Source organism: Pseudomonas sp. MWU12-3088 (assembly GCF_023242405.1).
Classification (GTDB): Bacteria; Pseudomonadota; Gammaproteobacteria; order Pseudomonadales; family Pseudomonadaceae; genus Aquipseudomonas; species Aquipseudomonas kribbensis.
Genome location: NZ_JALJEA010000009.1, coordinates 240591 through 261335, shown reverse-complemented (window position 1 = coordinate 261335; position 20745 = coordinate 240591). Strand labels below are relative to the sequence as shown.

22 protein-coding genes are annotated in these 20745 nt (G+C 61.5%); 21 read left to right on the top strand and 1 reads right to left on the bottom strand.

Annotation, left to right across the window (positions count from 1 at the left end; translation table 11 throughout):
* Window positions 1-23 precede the first annotated feature (23 nt).
* The 21 genes from fabF (at window position 24) to M5B98_RS21325 (ending at window position 20356) form a co-directional block, all read left to right on the top strand.
* Window positions 24-1268, top strand: a complete 1245-nt coding sequence (gene fabF / locus M5B98_RS21425) for a beta-ketoacyl-ACP synthase II (RefSeq protein ID WP_007908259.1) — start codon at window positions 24-26, stop codon at window positions 1266-1268.
* The gene (gene pabC / locus M5B98_RS21420) at window positions 1268-2083 is read left to right on the top strand and encodes an aminodeoxychorismate lyase (protein WP_248743892.1); all 816 of its coding nucleotides are present in this window, start codon (window positions 1268-1270) and stop codon (window positions 2081-2083) included. The genes fabF and pabC overlap by 1 nt, the downstream gene beginning before the upstream one ends.
* Window positions 2084-2086: 3 nt before the next feature.
* Complete coding sequence (gene mltG, locus M5B98_RS21415; protein WP_248743891.1) at window positions 2087-3268, top strand: endolytic transglycosylase MltG; 1182 nt, start codon at window positions 2087-2089, stop codon at window positions 3266-3268.
* 19 nt (window positions 3269-3287) lie between these two features.
* On the top strand, window positions 3288-3920 hold the full coding sequence (tmk, locus tag M5B98_RS21410; RefSeq protein WP_248743890.1) for a dTMP kinase: 633 nt from the start codon (window positions 3288-3290) through the stop codon (window positions 3918-3920).
* Window positions 3913-4896 (top strand): DNA polymerase III subunit delta', encoded by a 984-nt coding sequence (locus tag M5B98_RS21405; RefSeq protein ID WP_248743889.1) that lies wholly within the window; start codon window positions 3913-3915, stop codon window positions 4894-4896. The genes tmk and M5B98_RS21405 overlap by 8 nt, the downstream gene beginning before the upstream one ends.
* Window positions 4897-4938: 42 nt before the next feature.
* Window positions 4939-5295, top strand: coding sequence for a PilZ domain-containing protein (locus M5B98_RS21400; RefSeq protein ID WP_248743888.1), 357 nt, complete (start codon window positions 4939-4941; stop codon window positions 5293-5295).
* 15 nt (window positions 5296-5310) lie between these two features.
* Window positions 5311-6096, top strand: coding sequence for a TatD family hydrolase (locus tag M5B98_RS21395; protein ID WP_085730469.1), 786 nt, complete (start codon window positions 5311-5313; stop codon window positions 6094-6096).
* 341 nt (window positions 6097-6437) lie between these two features.
* Window positions 6438-7076 (top strand): TetR/AcrR family transcriptional regulator, encoded by a 639-nt coding sequence (locus tag M5B98_RS21390; RefSeq protein ID WP_007950805.1) that lies wholly within the window; start codon window positions 6438-6440, stop codon window positions 7074-7076.
* A gap of 138 nt (window positions 7077-7214) precedes the next feature.
* Window positions 7215-8183 carry a GTP 3',8-cyclase MoaA gene (locus M5B98_RS21385; RefSeq protein WP_248743887.1) on the top strand — a complete coding sequence of 323 codons (969 nt, stop codon included), beginning with the start codon at window positions 7215-7217 and terminating at the stop codon, window positions 8181-8183.
* 168 nt (window positions 8184-8351) lie between these two features.
* Window positions 8352-8957, top strand: coding sequence for a DUF4823 domain-containing protein (locus M5B98_RS21380; RefSeq protein WP_007950810.1), 606 nt, complete (start codon window positions 8352-8354; stop codon window positions 8955-8957).
* Window positions 8958-8972: 15 nt separating this feature from the next.
* Window positions 8973-9533 (top strand): DUF1285 domain-containing protein, encoded by a 561-nt coding sequence (locus M5B98_RS21375; protein WP_248743886.1) that lies wholly within the window; start codon window positions 8973-8975, stop codon window positions 9531-9533.
* A gap of 102 nt (window positions 9534-9635) precedes the next feature.
* Window positions 9636-10352: a FadR/GntR family transcriptional regulator gene (locus tag M5B98_RS21370; RefSeq protein WP_248743885.1), complete on the top strand. Its 717-nt coding sequence runs from the start codon at window positions 9636-9638 to the stop codon at window positions 10350-10352.
* Between the two features lie 25 nt (window positions 10353-10377).
* Window positions 10378-11253, top strand: coding sequence for an SMP-30/gluconolactonase/LRE family protein (locus M5B98_RS21365; RefSeq protein ID WP_248743884.1), 876 nt, complete (start codon window positions 10378-10380; stop codon window positions 11251-11253).
* 270 nt (window positions 11254-11523) lie between these two features.
* Window positions 11524-12342 carry an SDR family oxidoreductase gene (locus M5B98_RS21360; RefSeq protein ID WP_248743883.1) on the top strand — a complete coding sequence of 273 codons (819 nt, stop codon included), beginning with the start codon at window positions 11524-11526 and terminating at the stop codon, window positions 12340-12342.
* A gap of 144 nt (window positions 12343-12486) precedes the next feature.
* Window positions 12487-13491 (top strand): substrate-binding domain-containing protein, encoded by a 1005-nt coding sequence (locus tag M5B98_RS21355; protein WP_085710918.1) that lies wholly within the window; start codon window positions 12487-12489, stop codon window positions 13489-13491.
* 56 nt (window positions 13492-13547) lie between these two features.
* Complete coding sequence (araG, locus tag M5B98_RS21350; RefSeq protein WP_248743882.1) at window positions 13548-15089, top strand: L-arabinose ABC transporter ATP-binding protein AraG; 1542 nt, start codon at window positions 13548-13550, stop codon at window positions 15087-15089.
* Window positions 15090-15101: 12 nt separating this feature from the next.
* Window positions 15102-16070 (top strand): L-arabinose ABC transporter permease AraH, encoded by a 969-nt coding sequence (araH, locus tag M5B98_RS21345; protein WP_085697229.1) that lies wholly within the window; start codon window positions 15102-15104, stop codon window positions 16068-16070.
* Between the two features lie 118 nt (window positions 16071-16188).
* Window positions 16189-16902: a GntR family transcriptional regulator gene (locus M5B98_RS21340; protein ID WP_085710916.1), complete on the top strand. Its 714-nt coding sequence runs from the start codon at window positions 16189-16191 to the stop codon at window positions 16900-16902.
* Entirely contained in the window at window positions 16899-17897 is a 999-nt protein-coding gene (locus tag M5B98_RS21335) for an ADP-ribosylglycohydrolase family protein (RefSeq protein WP_248743881.1), read from the top strand. The genes M5B98_RS21340 and M5B98_RS21335 overlap by 4 nt, the downstream gene beginning before the upstream one ends.
* 70 nt (window positions 17898-17967) lie before the next feature.
* The gene (locus M5B98_RS21330; RefSeq protein WP_248743880.1) at window positions 17968-19434 is read left to right on the top strand and encodes a purine-cytosine permease family protein; all 1467 of its coding nucleotides are present in this window, start codon (window positions 17968-17970) and stop codon (window positions 19432-19434) included.
* Window positions 19427-20356 carry a PfkB family carbohydrate kinase gene (locus tag M5B98_RS21325; RefSeq protein WP_248743879.1) on the top strand — a complete coding sequence of 310 codons (930 nt, stop codon included), beginning with the start codon at window positions 19427-19429 and terminating at the stop codon, window positions 20354-20356. Before M5B98_RS21330 ends, M5B98_RS21325 begins: the two co-directional genes overlap by 8 nt.
* Here the strand turns inward: M5B98_RS21325 and M5B98_RS21320 are convergent.
* Entirely contained in the window at window positions 20350-20688 is a 339-nt protein-coding gene (locus M5B98_RS21320; protein ID WP_248743878.1) for a hypothetical protein, read from the bottom strand. The two genes, M5B98_RS21325 and M5B98_RS21320, sit on opposite strands and share 7 nt — an antisense overlap.
* Window positions 20689-20745: the final 57 nt, after the last annotated feature.

Genomic DNA, 20745 nt, shown 5'->3' with positions numbered 1-20745 from the left:
GTCATTTGAAAAAGGAGAGTGCTGTGTCGCGTAGACGCGTCGTAGTCACCGGTATGGGTATGTTGTCGCCACTGGGCACGGATGTGCCGAGCAGTTGGCAGGGCATTCTGGCTGGCCGCAGTGGCATTGGTCTGATCGAACACACCGACCTTTCTGCCTATTCCACCCGCTTTGGCGGCTCGGTAAAGGGCTTCAATGTCGAGGAATACCTGTCGGTCAAGGAAGCGCGCAAGCTCGACCTGTTCATTCAGTACGGTCTGGCGGCCGGCTTTCAAGCCGTACGCAATGCCGGTCTGGAAGTCACCGATGCCAACCGTGAACGCATTGGCGTGGCCATGGGTTCGGGTATCGGCGGTCTGACCAACATCGAAGAAACCAGCCGCACCCTGCACGAGACCGGTCCGCGCCGGATTTCTCCGTTCTTTGTGCCTGGCTCGATCATCAATATGATTTCCGGTTTCCTGTCCATCCACCTGGGTGCACAGGGGCCTAACTACGCCATCGCCACAGCGTGTACCACGGGTACGCACTGCATCGGTATGGCGGCGCGCAACATCATGTACGACGAAGCCGACGTGATGATTGCCGGCGGTGCTGAAATGGCTGCGTGCGGTCTGGGCATGGGCGGCTTCGGTGCCTCCCGCGCACTGTCGACCCGCAACGACGAACCGACCCGCGCCAGCCGTCCATGGGACAAGGGCCGTGACGGTTTCGTACTGTCCGACGGCGCCGGTGCGCTGGTGCTCGAAGAACTCGAACACGCCAAGGCCCGTGGCGCGACCATCTACGCCGAATTGATCGGTTTCGGTACCAGTGGCGACGCCTTCCACATGACCTCGCCACCCGCCGACGGCGCCGGTGCTGCACGTTGCATCACCAATGCACTGCGTGACGCGAAGATCAATGTCGATCAGGTGCAGTACATCAACGCCCACGGCACCTCGACCCCGGCTGGCGACCTTGCCGAAGCCAATGCGATCAAGTCGGTGTTCGGTGATCACGCCTACAAACTGGCGGTCAGCTCCACCAAGTCCATGACCGGTCACCTGTTGGGTGCAGCGGGCGCGGTCGAAGCGATCTTCAGCGTGCTGGCGATCAACAGTCAGGTGGCGCCGCCGACCATCAACCTTGATGAGCCGGACGAAGGCTGCGATCTCGACTTCGTGCCGCACACGGCGCGCAACATGGACATCGATGTCGTGCTGTCCAACTCGTTCGGGTTTGGCGGCACCAACGGCACGTTGGCGTTCCGTCGGTTCGCCGGCTGATGGACTGCTGGGTCGACGGTCAACCGGCTGACACTCTGTCGCTGAAAGATCGCGGCCTGGCTTACGGCGACGGTCTGTTCGAGACCATCGCCGTACGTGGCGGCCAGCCTTTGCTGCTGGAACGTCACGTGGCACGAATGGCCGAGGGCTGTTCACGCCTGGCCATCGCGGCCGATATCGAGCTGATCCGTAGCGAGCTGCAAGCCTATGCAGCGGCCATGGGTGAGGGTGTGCTCAAGCTCATCCTCACCCGCGGCGACGGCTTGCGTGGCTATGCACCGGATCCTTCGGCGCCTGGCCGGCGCATCCTGCAAGGCAATCCTCCTGCGGCTTATCCTGCCGTCCACGGCGAACAAGGCGTCCGCCTGTTTCCGTGTACGACGCGTTTGTCCATCCAGCCCTTGCTGGCAGGCCTCAAGCACCTCAATCGTCTGGAACAAGTCCTGGCTCGCGCCGAATGGCAGGACAGCGAGCACGCCGAAGGTTTGATGCTCGACCAGGCGGGCCGAGTGATCGAAGGGGTGTTCAGCAACCTGTTTCTGGTGCGCGATGGCGTGTTGGTCACGGCGGATCTGAAACGCTGCGGCGTGGCCGGTGTGATGCGTGCCGAACTATTGTTTCAGGCAGCATCCTCGGGAATTCCCACGCAAATCACCGATATCAGCCTGGATCAGCTGCAATGGGCTGACGAAGTCTTTGTCTGCAACAGCGTGTATGGCGTCTGGCCGGTACGCGCGTACGCTGCTCTGAGCTGGCCGGTTGGGCCGCTCACCCGTAAACTGCAAACCATTGCCCGCACGCTACTGGATGCCTGATTCGTGAGACGTAAACTTTTGCTGCTGCTGGAAACCGGACTGGTTCTGGCAGGGCTGCTGCTGGGTGCCAGCGCCTGGAAGATTCATTCGGCACTGGAACAGCCTCTGAACATCACGCAGGAAGAACTGCTGGATGTGCCCAAGGGTTCCACACCGACCCGCACTATTCTCGGACTTGAAGCCGATGGCGTGATCAAGGACGCGTTCTGGCTACGCATCTACTGGCGTTTCAACCTGACGGGCACCCCGATCCACACGGGCGAGTACCGCATGCAGCCGGGCATGACCGTCAAGGGCCTGATCGACCTGTGGAAGCGTGGCGAGGTGGTTCAGTACAGCCTGACCCTCGTCGAGGGCTGGAATTTCCGTCAGGTCCGCGCCGCACTGGCGAAAGATGAAAAGATCGAGCAGACCCTGACCGGTCTGAGCGACAGCGATGTGATGAGCAAAATCGGCCACAAGGGCGTGTTTCCCGAAGGTCGATTCTTCCCCGATACCTACCGTTTCGTGCGCGGAGCCTCCGATACCGAACTGCTGAAAAAGGCGTTCGACCGCCTCGACGAAGTATTGGCCAAGGAATGGGAAAGCCGTTCGACCGATGCGCCGTACACCGAGCCTTACCAAGCGCTGATCATGGCGTCGCTGGTGGAAAAGGAAACCGGGGTTCCCCAGGAGCGTGGCCAGATTGCCGGCGTGTTCGTGCGCCGCATGGCGCTGGGTATGCAACTGCAGACTGACCCGACCGTGATCTACGGTCTGGGTGATCGCTACAACGGCAAGTTGACCCGTGCGCATCTCAAGGAAGCCACGCCGTACAACACTTATGTGATTCCGGGGCTGCCGCCGACGCCGATTGCGATGGTCGGGCGCGAGGCGATTCACGCTGCGTTGAACCCGGTGGAAGGCACCAGCCTCTACTTTGTTGCCCGGGGCGATGGCAGCCACGTGTTCTCCGATGACCTTGATGCGCACAACAGTGCGGTGCGTGAGTTCCAGCTCAAGCGGCGCGCGGATTACCGCTCGAGCCCGGCGCCGGCATCGTCGCCGGAAGCTGCTCCGGCAACTGGCGAAGCCGTTCCTGCCGCATCACCCGACACGGCGCCCGAGTCGTTGCCGCCGGTTCCTGCCCAGGAGCCCGCACCGACGCCGGAAACCGAAGCGGCCGCACCGCAAAACGCGCAATGACTTTGATTAAGGACTGCCTGTGACTGGCTTGTTTATTACCCTGGAAGGCCCGGAAGGCGCCGGCAAAAGCACCAACCGCGAATACCTCGCCGAGCGCCTGCGCGCCGCCGGTATCGAAGTGGTGCTGACCCGCGAACCTGGCGGTACGCCGCTGGCCGAGCGCATTCGCGAAGTGTTGCTGGCACCGGTCGACGAAGTGATGAACCCGGACACCGAGTTGCTGCTGGTGTTCGCCGCCCGTGCCCAGCATCTGGCCGAGGTCATTCGCCCGGCGTTGGCCCGTGGCGCCGTTGTGTTGTGCGACAGGTTCACCGATTCGACTTACGCCTATCAGGGCGGTGGTCGCGGCTTGTCGCTGGAACGCATCGCGGCGCTGGAGACTTTCGTGCAGGGCGACCTGCGCCCTGACCTGACGCTGATTTTCGATCTGCCGGTGGAAATTGGCCTGGCCCGTGCCAGCGCTCGCGGTCGACTGGATCGCTTCGAGCTGGAAGGCCGGGCGTTTTTCGAGGCCGTGCGCAGTGCGTTCCTCAAGCGTGCCGAGGCCGATCCCGCGCGTTACCTGCGGATCGACGCCGGCCAGCCGCTGGCGCAAGTCCAGCAGTCGCTGGATATCTTGCTCCCACGTTTGCTGGAGCTGAGCCGTGGCTGAGGCCTATCCGTGGCAGGACAGTCTCTGGCAGCAACTGGCCGGACGCACTCAGCACGCACATGCGTATCTGCTGCACGGTCCTGCCGGGATCGGCAAGCGCGCGCTGGCCGAGCGGCTGATGGCCAGCCTGCTGTGCCAGCGTCCGACGCCTGAAGCCTGCGGCGAGTGCAAATCCTGCCTGCTGCTCAAGGCCGGCAGCCACCCGGACAATTACATCCTCGAACCGGAAGAAGCGGACAAGGCGATCAAGGTCGACCAGGTGCGCGATCTGGTCAGTTTCGTGGTGCAGACCGCACAACTGGGCGGTCGCAAGGTGGTGCTGATCGAGCCGGTGGAGTCGATGAACATCAACGCCGCCAACGCCTTGCTCAAGAGCCTCGAAGAACCGTCCGGCGATACGGTTCTGTTGCTGGTCAGTCACCAGCCGAGCCGTTTGTTGCCGACCATCAAGAGCCGTTGTGTGCAGCAGGCCTGTCCGTTGCCGAGCGAATCCATGAGTCTGCAATGGCTGGCTCAGGCATTGCCGGAATGTTCTGAAGACGAACGGGTCGAACTGCTGACCCTGGCCGCCGGCTCGCCATTGGCCGCCGTCACCTTGCAGGGGCAGGGCGTGCGCGAACAGCGGGCGCAGGTGGTCGAAGGTGTGAAGAAGCTGCTCAAGCAGCAGCAATCGCCGACGCAACTGGCCGAGGAGTGGAAAAACATTCCGATGCTGCGTCTGTTCGACTGGTTCTGCGACTGGTCGAGCCTGATCCTGCGCTACCAACTGACCCAGGATGAAGCGGGCCTCGGCCTGACCGACATGCGCAAGGTCGTGCAGTACCTGGCGCAGAAAAGTGCCCAGGGCAAAGTCCTCGATATCCAGGACTGGATTCTCGCCCAGCGCCAGAAAGTCCTGAGCAAGGCCAACCTCAACGCGGCATTGCTGCTGGAAGCGTTGTTGGTGCAATGGGCGAGTCTGCCTGGCCAAAGATAAGAATGTGTACCTAGACTCTGAACATCAGCAGTGGAGGTCAACATGAATGAACCCGTCAGCCCGGGGCCGCGCAACGGCATCTTGTCCCTGACCATCAAGGACAAGTCCGTCCTTTATGCCGCGTACATGCCGTTCATCAGGAACGGTGGCCTGTTCATCCCGACCAACAAGAGTTACAAGTTGGGCGACGAGGTGTTCATGCTGCTGCACCTGATGGACGAAACGGAAAAGATACCGGTGGCCGGCAAGGTCGCCTGGATCACCCCCAAAGGGGCCCAGGGCAATCGCGCTGCCGGCGTCGGCGTGCAATTCAACGATGGCGACAACACGGCGCGCAGTCGCATCGAAACTCATCTGGCCGGAGCCCTGAAGTCCGACCGTCCCACTCATACGATGTAAGTTGCAGTCCTCTTTATGCTCGTAGATTCCCATTGTCACCTTGATCGCCTCGACCTCGCCGTTCACGACGGTTCCCTGGATGCCGCGCTGGATGCAGCCCGCCAACGCGGCGTCGGGCATTTCCTGTGCATCGGTGTCAGTGCCGACAACGCGGCCGATGTCAAAGCACTGGCCGAGCGTTACGACGACGTTGATTGTTCGGTCGGCGTGCATCCGCTGGATGTGCAGCCGGGCGCGGCGCCGGCGCTGGACTGGCTGCTGCACGAGCTCAATCACCCGAAAGTGGTGGCGATCGGTGAAACCGGTCTGGACTACCACTACGAGCCGGAAGCCGCGGAGCTGCAGCAGGAGTCGTTCCGTCTGCACCTGCAAGCCGCACAGCAGACTGGCAAACCGGTAATCATCCATACCCGCGGCGCCCGCGCCGACACCCTTGAACTGTTGCGCGAAGCTGCGCTACCCCAGGCCGGTGTGCTGCATTGCTTCACCGAAGACTGGGACATGGCCAAGGCAGCGCTGGACATGGGTTATTACATTTCCCTTTCGGGTATCGTCACCTTCCGCAATGCCGATGCGCTGCGCGACGTGGCGAGCAAGGTGCCGGCGGATCGTCTGCTGGTGGAAACCGATTCGCCGTACCTGGCACCGATCCCGTATCGCGGCAAGCCGAACCTGCCGCAATACGTGCGGGAAGTGGCAGAGTTTCTGGCGATGCTGCGGGGCGAGAATTACGAACGCTTTGCCGAGCAGACCACCGAGAACTTCAAGCGACTGTTTCCGCTGGCGCACGTAAAAGCCTGAATCGCAGGCAAAAAAAACCCGGGTTCTGGGGGGTGAATCCGGGTTAAGACCATTAGGAGTAAAACAAAGGCACGCGGTCCCTTGGTACCTTTACCGGCGCGACACTTGGGGGAGATGTCGCCCGACAGTTCAAGTATTGATCAGTCTGGCGTTCAGTCCAGTTGGCCGGTCGGGGTTTTTAAACAAATTTGGAATACGTTCGCTTCGGTTATGTTCTCATTCCCCCCGAAACGTTCGTGAAATGAACAAGAAACACAGATATGGTCGGATGATCCGTGCATTTTTGCGCAAGTTAGGCATAATACGCGGCTTCGAATTTTGACCCCTACAGACCTTTTCTTATGCACAAAGAACCTCGTAAGGTCCGTGAGTTTCGTCGCCGCGAGCAAGAAATTCTCGATACCGCGCTCAAGCTGTTCCTCGAACAAGGTGAAGACAGTGTCACCGTCGAGATGATTGCTGATGCCGTGGGTATCGGCAAAGGCACGATCTACAAGCACTTCAAGTCCAAGGCCGAGATCTACCTGCGCCTGATGCTCGATTACGAGCGCGACTTGAACGAGCTGTTGCATTCGGCCGATGTCGACAAGGACAAGGAAGCCCTGTCCCGTGCCTACTTTGAATTCCGCATGCGCGACCCGCAGCGCTATCGCCTGTTCGATCGCCTGGAAGAGAAGGTGGTCAAGGGCAATCAGGTCCCGGAGATGGTCGAGGAGCTGCACAAGATCCGTGCCTCGAACTTCGAACGCCTGACCTTGCTCATCAAGGGCCGCATCAGCGAAGGCAAGCTCGAAGACGTGCCGCCGTACTTCCACTACTGCGCGTCCTGGGCGCTGGTGCACGGCGCGGTGGCGCTGTATCACTCGCCGTTCTGGAGCAATGTGCTGGAAGATCAGGAAGGTTTCTTCCAGTTCCTGATGGATATCGGCGTGCGCATGGGCAACAAGCGCAAGCGCGACCCTGAAACGCCAAGCAGCTGAATCATTCAGTCGCCTTATGCGCCGTGTTTTTCGCTACATGGCGCAGTACCGCAGGAATATACTCAGGCATAGGGCTTGCTAAAACTTGAATTGTGAGTCAAGTTTTAGCCGCTCGATTTTCCATCGCCGGAGTGCTTCATGATCGTTGACCGTCAAGGCAGGCGTTTTCGCAATTTGCGGATCAGTCTGACTTCAGCCTGCAATTACGCCTGTACCTACTGCGTGCCCAACGGCAAGCGGCTGGTGGCTGCGCAGGATGAACTGTCGGCCGAGGCCATGGCACGCGGCGTTGCCTACCTGATCGAAGCCGCCGGCATCGAACGCCTGCGCATTACCGGTGGCGAGCCGCTGGTCAGTCCCAAACTCGAATCCTTCATGAGCGCCGTCGGCAAGATGGGCCTGGAAGACATCAGCCTGACCACCAACGGCCAGTTGCTCGCAAAAAAACTGCCGTTGCTGGTGGATGCCGGTATACGCCGGATCAACGTTTCCCTCGATACCCTTGACGCCGGCGCGTTCCGCAGCATTGCCCGTGGTGGCGATCTGGCAACGGTACTCGAAGGCATGGATCGAGCCAAAGCGGCGGGCATGAAGATCAAGGTCAACATGGTGCCGTTGCGCGGGCAGAACCTCGATCAGGTCATGCCGTTGCTCGATTACTGCCTTGAGCATGGCTACGAGCTGCGTTTCATCGAGCTGATGCGCATGGGCCACCTGGCCAAGGACTCCAACGCTTTCCTGCAGCAGTTCGTCAGCCTGCAACAACTGCTGGAACTGATCGGCGAGCGTTACGAGTACGCGCAAACCGATGCACCGGTGGACGCCACCGCTGTTCGCTATGCGATTCCCGGCCAGGGCACCTTCGGCGTGATCGCCAACGAAAGCGTGCCGTTCTGCCGAACCTGTTCGCGCCTGCGCCTGTCGTCCACCGGATGGCTGCATGGCTGCCTGTCGTCGAGCAACCGCCACTATGTCGGTGACCTGCTCGACAAGCCGCGCCACGAGGCGCTGCCGGCGTTGCAACGATTGCTGGTCAAGGCGCTGGGCGACAAGCAGGAAGTCGCATTCTCCGGTGGCGCAACCGTCATGAAGATCATCGGCGGCTGAAAGTCCTCATCGCGAGCAGGCTCGCTCCCACAGGTAAATGCTGACTCCTGTGGGAGCGAGCCTGCTCGCGATTACGATCGAACAATCGACAAAGATCTGGAAATGGCGCAAAAGCTGCATCCTACGGCCATTCGCCGGTTTTCCGTCACCGGCTTCTGGAGGATTAGGATGCGTAGCCTGGTTTTGCTGCTGGCCGTTTTGGCGCTGGGCGGCTGTATGACTGTCAGTGACATGGCCGAAGGGACTCGCTACCAGATGAGCGACGCGGGTCTGCTGGATCACAGCGACAGCCGCCGCGTAAACAATTTCCGCATTCAGCCGGATTCGTTCATCTACATCGCGCAAGGCTCGTTCGCGCCGCCGGGTGGTTCTTACCCGCGTCCCAACGTGGTGGCCGAAGAGGCCTTCAAAGGCTTCGTCGAATACTTCCCGATGGTCCGCCGCGCCCGTGCGCCGGAAGGCCTCGACCAGGCGATGGGCGAAGCCCGCGATGCCGGTGCTCACTACCTGCTGTACACCCGTTTCGCCAAGGCCGACGACCGCATCGGCAACTCCGATGAGTGGCTGGATCAGGAAGCCGTGGATCGCCTCGGTATCGACGGCGGTGTGATTCAGATCATGTTGATCGAGACCAGCACCCAGTATTTGATTGATACTGCACGGATCAAGAGTCGTGGCGGTTTACTGACGTTCCACGACAACAAGCCCGAAGACCTGATCGGCCCACCACTGGCGCAGTACGCGCGCAGCCTGCTGGGCGTCGGGGACCAGTAATTCAAGGAGTACGCCATGAGTGGCCCGCAAAAAGCCAATGACCTGCTGGGGCAAATCCCCAAAACCAAAGGCTTGCCGCCGGTGCACTTGTGGAACCCGGATTTCTGCGGCGACATCGACATGCGCATCGCCCGTGACGGCACCTGGTACTACCTGGGTACGCCGATCGGGCGCAAGCCGATGGTCAAGCTGTTCTCCACCATCATCCGCCGCGATGGCGATGACTACTTCCTGATCACTCCGGTGGAGAAGGTCGGGATCAAGGTCGATGACGCGCCCTTCGTGGCGATTGCCGTCGAGGTGGAAGGCGAGGGTGAGGCGCAAGTGCTGCGCTTTACCACCAACGTCGATGAAACCACCGAGGCCGGCGCGGAACATCCGATCCGCGTCGAGATCGATCCGACAACGCAAGAACCTGCGCCTTACGTGCATGTCCGCACCAACCTCGAAGCGCTGATCCATCGCAACGTGTTCTACCAATTGGTGGAGCTGGCCGTCAGCCGTGAAATCGATGGCCAGCGCTGGCTCGGCGTCTGGAGTGGCGGCGAGTTCTTCCCCATCGGCCTCGAACCTTAAAAAAACCGCAGTCTGTGAAAACAGGCTGCGGTTTTTTGTCGTTGACTCTCAATCGTATGATGATTAGCTTGAGCAACCACAGCGAACGGCTTCGGGGTGTTCATGTCGAGCAGTTTTCACGCATCAACGGTTGACTGGCTGGGCGCCTGGATTGCCGCCGGCCAGGTGAAACCGGGGCAGGCGATCAAGGTCGAGGCCGATCTGGGCGAACAGCTCGGGGTCAGTCGCACCGTGATCCGCGAAGCCATCAAGACCCTCGTTGCCAAAGGTTTGCTCGAAGTCGGGCCGAAAGTCGGCACCCGGGTGTTGCCGATCAAGCGCTGGAATCTGTTCGATCCGCAAGTCGTCGGCTGGCTGTCACGCAGCGGTCTGCCGGAAAACTTCGTCGACGACCTGCTCGACCTGCGCCGCACCATCGAACCGATGGCGGTGCGCTGGGCCTGCGAGCGGGCAACCGTCGAACAGGTGCAAGCCATTCAGCAGGCCTACAACGCCCTGGAGCGGGCCGCGCACAGCGGCATCGATTACAACCGCGCCGACCAGTTCTTCCACGAGTGCATTCTCGCCGCCAGCCACAATCAATTCATCGAGCAAATGGTGCCGGCCCTCGGCGCGCTGCTTGCCGTGTCCTTCGAAGTGTCTGCGGCCGACCCTGACGAATTGCGTCGCACACTGCCCATCCACAAAGACATGGCCGACGCCATCGCCGCCCGGGATGCCGCGCGCGGGGTGTGGGCCTGCATGACCCTGATCGACAATGCCGACCTCGCCATCAAGCGGTTCTACCCGCAGGTGATGGCCGACAAAAAAGCCAGCTGACAAAAATAACAAGACAGGAGGTTGCATGACGTGGACTGCAGTGACAGAGCATCGGGCGCAACTGGGCGAAGGCCCGTTCTGGGACGCGCCGACCCAGGCGCTGTATTGGGTGGACATCGCCGGCAAGCAGGCGCTGCGGCTGATCGGGCAGAACGTGCAGATCTGGCAGATGCCGGAGCACGTCTCGGCATTCATTCCCTGTGCCAGCGGTGACGCGCTGGTGACCCTGAGCAGCGGCGTCTACCGACTCGATCTCGATTCCCCCGGACTTGAGCCGCGACTGACGCTGTTCTGCGTCGCCGATCCGCAACCGGGCAACCGCGCCAACGAAGCGCGTTGTGATGGCCAGGGCCGCTTGTGGCTCGGCACCATGCAAAACAACATCGGCGAGCAGGGCGAGGATCTGCCGATCACCCGTCGTTCCGGCGGGCTGTTCCGGGTTGATCCGGATAAACGAGTCACGCCATTGCTGCGGGGCCTGGGCATTCCCAACACGCTGCTCTGGAGCGACGATGGCACCACGCTGTTGTTCGGCGACAGCCTCGACAGCACCTTGTACCGTTATTTCATCCATACCGACGGCAACCTCGACACCGCCCAGCCCTGGTACAGCGCCGATCAGCACGGCGGCCCGGACGGTTCGGCGATGGATGCCGAAGGTTACATCTGGAACGCCCGCTGGGACGGCAGTTGCCTGTTGCGCCTGACGCCGGATGGCCGGATCGACCGCAAGATCGACCTGCCGATCAGCCGCCCCACCAGTTGCGTATTCGGCGGCGCAGACCTGAAAACCCTCTACATCACCAGCGCCAAAAGTCCGCTGAACCACCCGCTGGACGGCGCCGTGCTGTCGTTGCGGGTCGATGTCGCCGGAAAGCTCTGTACACGTTTTGCTGATTAAATCCCAAAATATGGGATTCAAAATTATATATTGAGATTATTTGGCGGTCGGGTTTATAGTCGGCTCCAGCAGTAACACGCACTCACACTTAAAAAGAACAAAACAGGTGAAGTGATGCAGCGAATTTCTATCGCACTCCCCAGCGGAGTCAGCGTTCCGCAACGGCCCGATGCCGTCAGCGGCGCTTGCCTGTTTCGCTCAAAAAGCCTTCCAGACCGGACATCGTCAGATGCCCGGTTTTTTTATGCTTTCGAACAGGAGTCCTGATTCATGGCTGACCCCCTTTCCTTGCCGCCAGTGCCCGAGCCACCCAAAGGCGAGCGCCTGAAAAACAAGGTCGTGCTGCTGACCGGTGCCGCCCAAGGCATCGGCGAAGCCATCGTCGCGACCTTCGCCTCGCAGCAGGCCAAACTGGTGATCAGCGATATCCAGGCTGAAAAAGTCGAGAAAGTCGCTGCCCACTGGCGCGAGCAAGGCGCCGATGTACAAGCGATCAAGGCCGACGTATCGCGCCAGCAGGATCTGCACGCCATGGCCAAACTGGCCATCGAGCTTCACGGTCGCATCGACGTGCTGGTCAATTGCGCCGGGGTCAACGTGTTCCGCGATCCGCTGGAAATGACCGAAGAAGACTGGCACCGCTGCTTCGCCATCGACCTCGACGGCGCCTGGTATGGCTGCAAAGCGGTGTTGCCGCAGATGATCGAGCAGGGCATCGGCAGCATCATCAACATTGCCTCGACCCATTCCACGAACATCATTCCCGGTTGTTTCCCGTACCCGGTGGCCAAGCATGGCCTGCTCGGGCTGACCCGCGCGTTGGGTATCGAGTACGCGCCGAAGGGCATTCGCGTCAACGCCATTGCCCCTGGCTACATCGAGACCCAGCTCAACGTCGATTACTGGAACGGGTTCGCCGACCCCCACGCCGAACGCCAGCGCGCCTTCGATCTGCACCCACCGAAACGCATCGGTCAGCCGATAGAAGTGGCGATGACCGCCGTGTTCCTGGCCAGCGATGAAGCGCCGTTCATCAATGCCTCGTGCATCACCATCGATGGTGGTCGCTCGGTGATGTACCACGACTGAAAATCTGGATTTCAGGTGGCAAGGTCCGCCTGAAATCCAATCATCATACGATATGACTATTGTCGTCATGATTTGCGGGAAAACGCTTCGACCGCTTCAACGCTTTTCAAATAACGCTCAAGAAAAATAACAAGGAGTCTGCTTATGAAACGTCGTTTCGGGATTCGTACCCTGTGCAGTGCCGCGCTGGCGGTCACTGCGTTCAGCCTGAGTGGTTCGCTGCTGGCCGCCGATCCGGTGAAGATCGGTTTCCTGGTCAAGCAGGCCGAAGAGCCGTGGTTCCAGACTGAATGGGCCTTCGCCGAGAAAGCTGCCAAGGACAAAGGCTTCGAGCTGATCAAGATTGCCGTACCGGACGGCGAGAAAACCCTTTCGGCCATCGACAGCCTTGCGGCCAACGGTGCCAAGGGCTTTGTGATTTGCCCGCCGGACGTGTCCCTCGGCCCGGCCATCATGGCCAAGGCCAAACTCAATGACCTGAAAGTGATCGCTGTGGACGACCGTTTCGTCGACGCCAACGGCAAGTTCATGGAAGAGGTGCCGTACCTCGGCATGGCCGCGTTCGAAGTCGGCCAGAAGCAGGGCGCCGCCATGGCCGCCGAGGCGAAAAAGCGTAACTGGGACTGGAAAGACACCTACGCGGTGGTCAACACCTACAACGAACTCGACACCGGCAAGAAGCGCACCGACGGCTCAATGAAAGCGCTCGAAGATGCCGGCCTGCCGAAAGATCACATTCTGACCGCCGCCCTGAAAACCCTCGATGTACCGGGCAGCATGGACGCCACCAACTCGGCGCTGGTCAAGCTGCCGGGCGCGGCGAAGAACCTGATCATCGGTGGCATGAACGACAACACCGTGCTGGGCGGAGTGCGCGCCACCGAAGCCGCCGGGTTCGCCGCCGCCAACGTGATCGGCATCGGCATCAATGGCACCGATGCGATCGGAGAGCTGAAAAAGCCCAACAGCGGCTTCTACGGTTCGATGCTGCCGAGCCCGCACATCGAGGGCTACAAGACTGCCGAGATGATGTACGAGTGGGTCACCACCGGCAAAGAACCGCCGAAGTACACCGCGATGGACGACGTCACCCTGATCACCCGCGACAATTTCAAGCAGGAGCTGGAAAAGATCGGCCTGTGGAACTGACGGCAGCGTCGGCCCGGGCAGCCGGGCCGCTTGAACGGTGTGATGAGGTGGCTTAAATGCACGCGCAAGTACAGACACAACAACACGGTGCCGGCAGCCTGCGTTTCAAAGGGATCGGCAAGACCTTTCCCGGCGTGAAGGCGCTGGACGGCATCAGCTTCGTCGCCCACCCCGGGCAGGTGCACGCCTTGATGGGCGAGAACGGCGCCGGCAAATCGACGCTGCTGAAAATCCTCGGCGGCGCCTACATCCCGAGCAGCGGCGAACTGCAGATCGGCGAGCGGACGATGGCCTTCAAGTCCACCGCCGACAGCATCGGCAGCGGCGTGGCGGTGATTCACCAGGAGCTGCATCTGGTGCCGGAAATGACCGTGGCCGAGAACCTGTTTCTCGGCCATCTGCCGGCGAGTTTCGGCCTGATCAATCGCGGCGCGCTGCGCCAACAAGCCTTGGCTTGCCTCAAGGGGCTGGCCGATGAAATCGACCCGCAGACCAAAGTCGGGCGCCTGTCCCTCGGCCAGCGACAACTGGTGGAAATCGCCAAGGCGTTGTCCCGTGGCGCCCATGTGATTGCGTTCGACGAACCGACCAGCAGCCTCTCGGCGCGGGAAATCGACCGCTTGATGGCGATCATCGGCCGGCTGCGCGACGAGGGCAAAGTCGTGCTCTACGTTTCCCATCGCATGGAAGAAGTGTTCCGTATCTGCGACGCGGTGACGGTGTTCAAGGACGGTCGCTACGTGCGCACGTTCGATGACATGAGCCAGCTGACCCACGATCAACTGGTGACCTGCATGGTCGGGCGCGACATTCAGGACATCTACGACTATCGCGGTCGCCCCCGTGGTGCCGTGGCGCTGAGAGTCGATGGATTGCTCGGCCCGGGCCTGCGTGAGCCGATCAGTTTCGATGCGCACAAAGGCGAGATTCTGGGCCTGTTCGGGCTGGTCGGGGCCGGACGCACCGAGCTGTTTCGGCTGCTCAGCGGCCTGGAGCGCAACACCGCCGGACGTCTGGAATTGCGCGGCCATGAACTGAAACTGCGTTCGCCCCGGGATGCGATTGCCGCCGGGATTCTGCTGTGCCCGGAGGACCGCAAGAAAGAGGGCATCATCCCGCTCGCCAGCGTCGCCGAGAACATCAACATCAGTGCGCGAGGCGCCAATTCCGGGCTCGGTTGCCTGCTGCGCGGGCTCTGGGAAAAGGGCAACGCCGACAAACAGATCAAGGCCCTGAAAGTGAAAACGCCTCACGCCGGGCAACAGATCAAGTTCCTGTCCGGCGGCAATCAGCAGAAAGCCATTCTCGGCCGCTGGCTGTCGATGCCGATGAAAGTCCTGCTGCTCGACGAGCCGACCCGGGGCATCGACATCGGCGCCAAGGCCGAGATCTACCAGATCATCCATAACCTCGCCGCCGACGGTATTTCGGTGATCGTGGTGTCCAGCGATCTGATGGAAGTGATGGGCATTTCCGACCGCATTCTGGTGCTGTGCGAAGGCGCCCTGCGTGGCGAAGTCAGCCGCGACCAGGCCAACGAATCCAACCTGCTGCAACTGGCTTTGCCGCGCCATCGCGCCAGCGGCGCGGCGAACTGAGAGGTGACTATGATGACAACCCAAAACGAAACCCTGCCGACCGCGCGCAAACCTCTGGATATGCGGCGCTTTCTCGATGACTGGGTCATGTTGCTGGCGGCGGTCGGGATCTTTCTCGCCTGTACTTTGCTGATCGACAACTTCCTCTCGCCGCTGAACATGCGTGGCCTGGGCCTGGCGATTTCCACCACCGGCATCGCGGCGTGCACCATGCTGTATTGCCTGGCATCGGGGCATTTCGACTTGTCGGTAGGTTCGGTGATTGCCTGCGCCGGGGTGGTTGCGGCGGTGGTGATGCGCGACACCAATAGCGTGTTTCTCGGTGTCAGCGCGGCGCTCGTGATGGGGCTGATCGTCGGGCTGATCAACGGCATCGTGATTGCCAAGTTGCGGGTCAATGCGTTGATCACGACGCTGGCGACCATGCAGATCGTCCGTGGCCTGGCCTACATTTTTGCCAATGGCAAAGCAGTGGGCGTTTCCCAGGAATCGTTCTTCGTCTTTGGTAACGGCCAGTTGTTCGGCGTGCCGGTGCCGATCCTGATCACCATTGTCTGCTTCCTGTTTTTCGGCTGGTTGCTGAACTACACGACCTACGGGCGCAATACCATGGCCATCGGCGGCAACCAGGAGGCGGCGTTGCTCGCGGGTGTGAATGTCGATCGCACGAAGATCATCATCTTCGCGGTGCATGGGGTGATTGGTGCGTTGGCGGGGGTGATCCTGGCGTCGCGGATGACTTCCGGGCAGCCGATGATCGGGCAGGGTTTTGAGCTGACGGTGATTTCGGCCTGCGTGCTGGGCGGGGTGTCGTTGAGCGGCGGGATCGGGATGATCCGGCATGTGATTGCCGGGGTGCTGATTCTCGCGATTATCGAGAATGCGATGAACCTGAAAAATATCGACACGTTTTATCAGTATGTGATTCGGGGTTCGATTCTGCTGCTGGCTGTTGTCATTGACCGTCTGAAACAACGCTGAGATCAATATTCTGCTGACCCTCTCCTTGGGGAGAGGGTGCCTCCAGTACCGCGCCTTTTGTCACCTTCCCCAAAAATTACCTTGCCCGTCCCAACCCGTTTCGGTTATCACTTTGTACATGATTAGACAGGTACGATTTGACAAGAAACAACGGGTGGTCGACGAGCTCGTCCGACGCATCGAAAGCGGCCTCATGGAGGACGGCTTTCTGTTGCCCGGCGAGCATCAGTTGGCTCAGGAATTCAACGTCAGCCGTGGCACGTTGCGCGAAGCGCTGGCCGAACTGAAACGGCGCAATTACATCGCCACGCAAAGCGGGGTCGGTTCCATCGTCACTTTCGACGGTGTAGTGCTCGATCAGCGCAGCGGCTGGGCCCAGGCTCTGGCCGACAGCGGGGCGCTGATCAACACCGAAGTGTTGCGCCTGGAAGCCGTGACCCGGCCCGATCTGCTGCCGCGCTTCGGCACCGACCAATTCATCACCCTCGATCGTCGCCGCCGCTCCAACGACGGCACGCTGGTGTCCCTCGAACGCTCATTGATGCCCGCCACCGGAGGCCTGGAAAGCCTGCCGCGCGTGGGTCTGATCGACAATTCGCTGACCGTCACCCTGGCGGCCTACGGCTACATCGGCGAACGCGGCGATCAGTGGATCGGTGCCGAGCCGCTCAACGCGGTGGACGCAGAACTGCTCGGCCGACCTGAAGGCACGGTTTTTCTGAAAGCGCTGCGCACCACCTACGACCGGCAGAACCGCTTCATGGAGCAAGTCGAAAGCCTGCTCGACCCGGTGCATTTCCGTCTGCACCTGCAATTTGGAGAATCGAAATGACCGCCCTCGACCGTGCCCTGGGCGCGTTTTATGGCCTGGCCCTCGGCGATGCGCTGGGCATGCCGACGCAATCCCTGAATCGCGAAACCATCAAGCAGCGCTTCGGCCAGATCACCGATCTGCAAGACGCCGGCCCCTTGCAGCCGATTGCCGCGAACATGCCTAAAGGCTCGATCACCGATGACACCGAACAGGCGATTCTGGTCGGCGAGTTGCTGGTCGAAGGTCGCGGTCGGATCGAACCGGCGGTGCTGGCGCAACGGTTGATCGAATGGGAAGCCGAGATGCAGGCCAAGGGCTCGCAGGACCTGCTCGGCCCATCCACCAAACGTGCGATCGAGATGATCCTCGCCGGCCATTCGCCGGAGGAGGCTGGGCGCTACGGCACTACCAACGGCGCGGCGATGCGCATCACGCCGGTGGGGATTGCAGCGGATGTCGCCGACCCCGGGCGCTTTATTGCGGCGGTGGTGCAGGCCTGTCAGGTCACTCACAACACCACGCTGGGGATTTCCAGCGCGGCGGCGGTGGCGGCGGTGGTTTCGGCCGGCATCAACGGCCTGGATCTGGGCGAGGCGCTGAACCTCGGCCAGCAGATCGCCCAGCAAGCTGAGGCGCACGGGCATTGGGTTGCCGGTGGGCGCATCGCGTCGCGGATCAGTTGGGCGCGCAGTATCAGTGTCGAGAGTGATCCGGTGTTGCTCGCGGATCTGCTGTACGACGTGATCGGCACCTCGGTGGCGTCGCAGGAATCGGTGGTGGTTTCGTTTGCCCTCGCGCAGCAAGTCGCTGTGGGAGAAATGTCGCCGTTCGATGCGCTGTGCATGGCCGCCAGTCTGGGTGGCGACACCGACACCATCGCCGCGATTCTCGGCGCCATGCTTGGGGCCTGCCTGGGTCTGCAGAGTTGGCCGGCGGCGATGATTGAAACCGTCAAAGCCGTCAACGATCTGGAGCTGGAACCGTTGGTGAAAGGACTCCTCGCGCTGCGCTGAAACGCCGCCCGCCACACGTCAATCAACTGTCTTGCCGACAACCACAACAATGGCAACAGGAGCATTTCTCATGAGTTCATCGAACGCCGGGCAAAGCGCCGGGCAACTGGAAACCCGGGGCATCGAACCGGTGCCGGAAGGCGAGTGCAACGGCCATCCGCTGCAACTGTTCTGGGTCTGGTTTGCGGCCAACATTTCCATCCTCGGCCTGCCGCTGGGCGCCACGCTGGTTGCGTTTCGTGGCCTGGCGATCTGGCAGGCAATCATCGTCGCGATCCTCGGTGCTGCCGGCTCGTTCGCGGTGGTGGGGATCATCTCGATTGCTGGCCGTCGCGGTCGTGCGCCGAGCCTGACGCTGTCGCGGGCGATCTTCGGTGTTCGGGGCAATATCGGCCCGACGCTGGTCTCGCTGATGTCGCGCCTGGGCTGGGAAACCGTCAACACCACCACGGCGGCGTTCGTGCTGCTGTCGCTGTGCTCGATCCTGTTCGGCTCGCCGGTGGAAGCCAAAAGCGCACCGGTGCTGACCCTGATCTTCATCGCGATTTTCGTGCTGCTGACCCTGTCGGTGTCCGGCCTCGGCCACGCCACCTTGCTGGTGATCCAGAAGTGGGCGACCTACGTGTTCGGCGCGCTGAACATTCTGGTGGGCGGCTTCCTCTGCACGACCATCGACTGGAGCGCGGTGTTCAACGCCACGCCAGCGCCGATGAGCGCGATGATCATCGGTATCGGCACCATGGCGGCCGGCACCGGGATCGGCTGGGCGAATGCTGGCGCCGACATGTCGCGCTATCAGCATCGCAGTGTAAAAGCCGTGCGCCTGGTCGCTTCGGCGGCGTTCGGTGCGGGGATTCCGCTGGTACTGCTGATCACCCTCGGCGGCCTGCTGTCGGTGGGCAACAACGATCTGGCCTCGGCGACTGACCCGATCGTGGCGATCCGCGACATGCTGCCGACCTGGATGGCCGTGCCGTACCTGATCACCGCATTCGGCGGCCTGCTGCTGTCGAACAACCTGTCGGTGTACTCCGCCGGCCTGACCACGCTGACCCTCGGCCTGAAGGTCAAGCGCGTGTACGCGGTGGTGGTCGACATCGTCGCGATCTTCGCCGGTTCGATCTACTTCATGCTGATCGCCGATAGTTTCTATGGCCCGTTCATTACCTTCATCTCCCTGCTGGCGGTGCCGATCACCGCGTGGGTCGGGATCTTCGTGGTCGACCTGATTCACCGTCATTACTACAGCCCCAAAGACCTGCTCGATGTCAGCCCGAGCAGCGCCTATTGGTACAGCGGCGGCATCGAGTGGCGCGCGTTCGGCGCGTGGGCGATTGCCATCGTGCTGGGCTTCAGTTTCACCACCATCGGCACCACCGCCGAGAACGTCTGGTTCAAGGGCTTTCTGTCGGATTCCTGGCTGGGTCATAACGGCCTTGGCTGGATCGTGACCTTCGTGGTGGCCGGCGGCATTTACTTCGTACTCGGCGGGGCGAAAGACCGCCGCGCTGCGCAAACCGAGAATGCTCATGCCTAAGATGTTGCACACCGGCCAGGTCATCATCGACCTGGTCATGGCCGTGGATGCACTGCCGCAGATCGGCGGCGACGTGCTGGCGCAGTCCGCCAGTTTCGAAGCCGGTGGCGGCTTCAATGTGATGGCTGCCGCCGCGCGTAACGGTTTGCCGGTGGTCTATCTGGGTCGCCACGGCAACGGTCGTTTCGGCGATCTGGCGCGGCAGGCGATGAACGCCGAAGGCATTCGCATCGGCATCGAACAGCCTGCAGAACGCGACACCGGCATCTGCGTGGCGCTGACCGATGCGTCCGCCGAGCGCAGTTTCATTTCCTACATCGGCGCTGAAGGTGAAGTGACGATGGCGGAGCTGGACAGCGTTGCCGCCGAGGCCGGGGACTATGTCTACGTCAGTGGCTACAGCCTGTTGCACAGCGGCAAGGCCCAGGCATTGCTGGACTGGACGCTGGCGTTGCCGAAGACGATCAACGTGGTGTTCGATCCGGGCCCGCTGGTGGAATCACCGGACTCACCGATGATGCAGGCGCTGCTGCCACGCATCGACGTGTGGACCAGCAACAGTGTCGAGGCGCTGCGTTTCACCGGCGCAGCGGACATCGAAACGGCGTTGGATCGCTTGGCCGTGCACTTGCCAAAGGGTGTGCTGATGGTGGTGCGCGACGGCCCGCAAGGCTGCTGGATTCATCAGCACGGCGAACGCCAGCATGTGCCGGGCTTCAAGGTGCAGGCCGTGGACAGCAACGGCGCCGGCGATGCCCATGCCGGTGTGTTCGTGGCCGGGCTGGCGCGAGGTCTGGCGGCTGATGAAGCCGCGAGGCGCGCCAACGCCGCCGCGGCGTTGGCCGTCACTCGCTGGGGGCCGGCGACCGCGCCGGGCTCTGACGAAGTCGATGCGCTGATCCGCGAATCTTCCGCCTACTGACCGGTGCCTTCGGAACCCGAGCCTCCGGTGGTGGTTTTCGAACCGATGCCGGAGCCGGAGTTGTCGGGAGTGGTGGGAGAATCCGGCGTGTTCATTCCGCCCTGACGACCCGGGTCATTGCCCTGGGTGCGCGGATCGGTTCCGGTGGCCGGCGGCTGATTGATCAGCGGAACGCCGGAGCCATCGGTATTCATCCCGGGAGCGCTGTTGATCGCAGGCGCGCGCGGTGGTGTGACCGGGTCAGTGGGGCCGGTGCCCGTGGCAGTCGCGGCGAACGCCACGGGGCAGAGCAGGGTGGTAAACACGAAAGCAGTCAACCTTGACGAGATCATGGTGTGTCTCCAGTGATTGGAATCCTTACCTGATCTTGGTCTGCCCTCGCGTGGGAT

Bases quoted from the DNA above. Each gene is read 5' to 3' on its own strand.
- araH (WP_085697229.1), top strand. From the start codon at position 15,102: ATGACAACCCAAAACGAAACCCTGCCGACCGCGCGCAAACCTCTGGAT.
- M5B98_RS21375 (WP_248743886.1), top strand. From the start codon at position 8,973: ATGAGTGGCCCGCAAAAAGCCAATGACCTGCTGGGGCAAATCCCCAAA.
- M5B98_RS21370 (WP_248743885.1), top strand. From the start codon at position 9,636: ATGTCGAGCAGTTTTCACGCATCAACGGTTGACTGGCTGGGCGCCTGG.
- M5B98_RS21380 (WP_007950810.1), top strand. From the start codon at position 8,352: ATGCGTAGCCTGGTTTTGCTGCTGGCCGTTTTGGCGCTGGGCGGCTGT.
- araG (WP_248743882.1), top strand. From the start codon at position 13,548: ATGCACGCGCAAGTACAGACACAACAACACGGTGCCGGCAGCCTGCGT.
- M5B98_RS21360 (WP_248743883.1), top strand. From the start codon at position 11,524: ATGGCTGACCCCCTTTCCTTGCCGCCAGTGCCCGAGCCACCCAAAGGC.
- M5B98_RS21365 (WP_248743884.1), top strand. From the start codon at position 10,378: ATGACGTGGACTGCAGTGACAGAGCATCGGGCGCAACTGGGCGAAGGC.
- M5B98_RS21390 (WP_007950805.1), top strand. From the start codon at position 6,438: ATGCACAAAGAACCTCGTAAGGTCCGTGAGTTTCGTCGCCGCGAGCAA.
- M5B98_RS21325 (WP_248743879.1), top strand. From the start codon at position 19,427: ATGCCTAAGATGTTGCACACCGGCCAGGTCATCATCGACCTGGTCATG.
- M5B98_RS21340 (WP_085710916.1), top strand. From the start codon at position 16,189: ATGATTAGACAGGTACGATTTGACAAGAAACAACGGGTGGTCGACGAG.
- M5B98_RS21355 (WP_085710918.1), top strand. From the start codon at position 12,487: ATGAAACGTCGTTTCGGGATTCGTACCCTGTGCAGTGCCGCGCTGGCG.
- M5B98_RS21320 (WP_248743878.1), bottom strand. From the start codon at position 20,688: ATGATCTCGTCAAGGTTGACTGCTTTCGTGTTTACCACCCTGCTCTGC.
- M5B98_RS21385 (WP_248743887.1), top strand. From the start codon at position 7,215: ATGATCGTTGACCGTCAAGGCAGGCGTTTTCGCAATTTGCGGATCAGT.
- M5B98_RS21400 (WP_248743888.1), top strand. From the start codon at position 4,939: ATGAATGAACCCGTCAGCCCGGGGCCGCGCAACGGCATCTTGTCCCTG.
- M5B98_RS21395 (WP_085730469.1), top strand. From the start codon at position 5,311: ATGCTCGTAGATTCCCATTGTCACCTTGATCGCCTCGACCTCGCCGTT.
- M5B98_RS21330 (WP_248743880.1), top strand. From the start codon at position 17,968: ATGAGTTCATCGAACGCCGGGCAAAGCGCCGGGCAACTGGAAACCCGG.
- M5B98_RS21335 (WP_248743881.1), top strand. From the start codon at position 16,899: ATGACCGCCCTCGACCGTGCCCTGGGCGCGTTTTATGGCCTGGCCCTC.
- pabC (WP_248743892.1), top strand. From the start codon at position 1,268: ATGGACTGCTGGGTCGACGGTCAACCGGCTGACACTCTGTCGCTGAAA.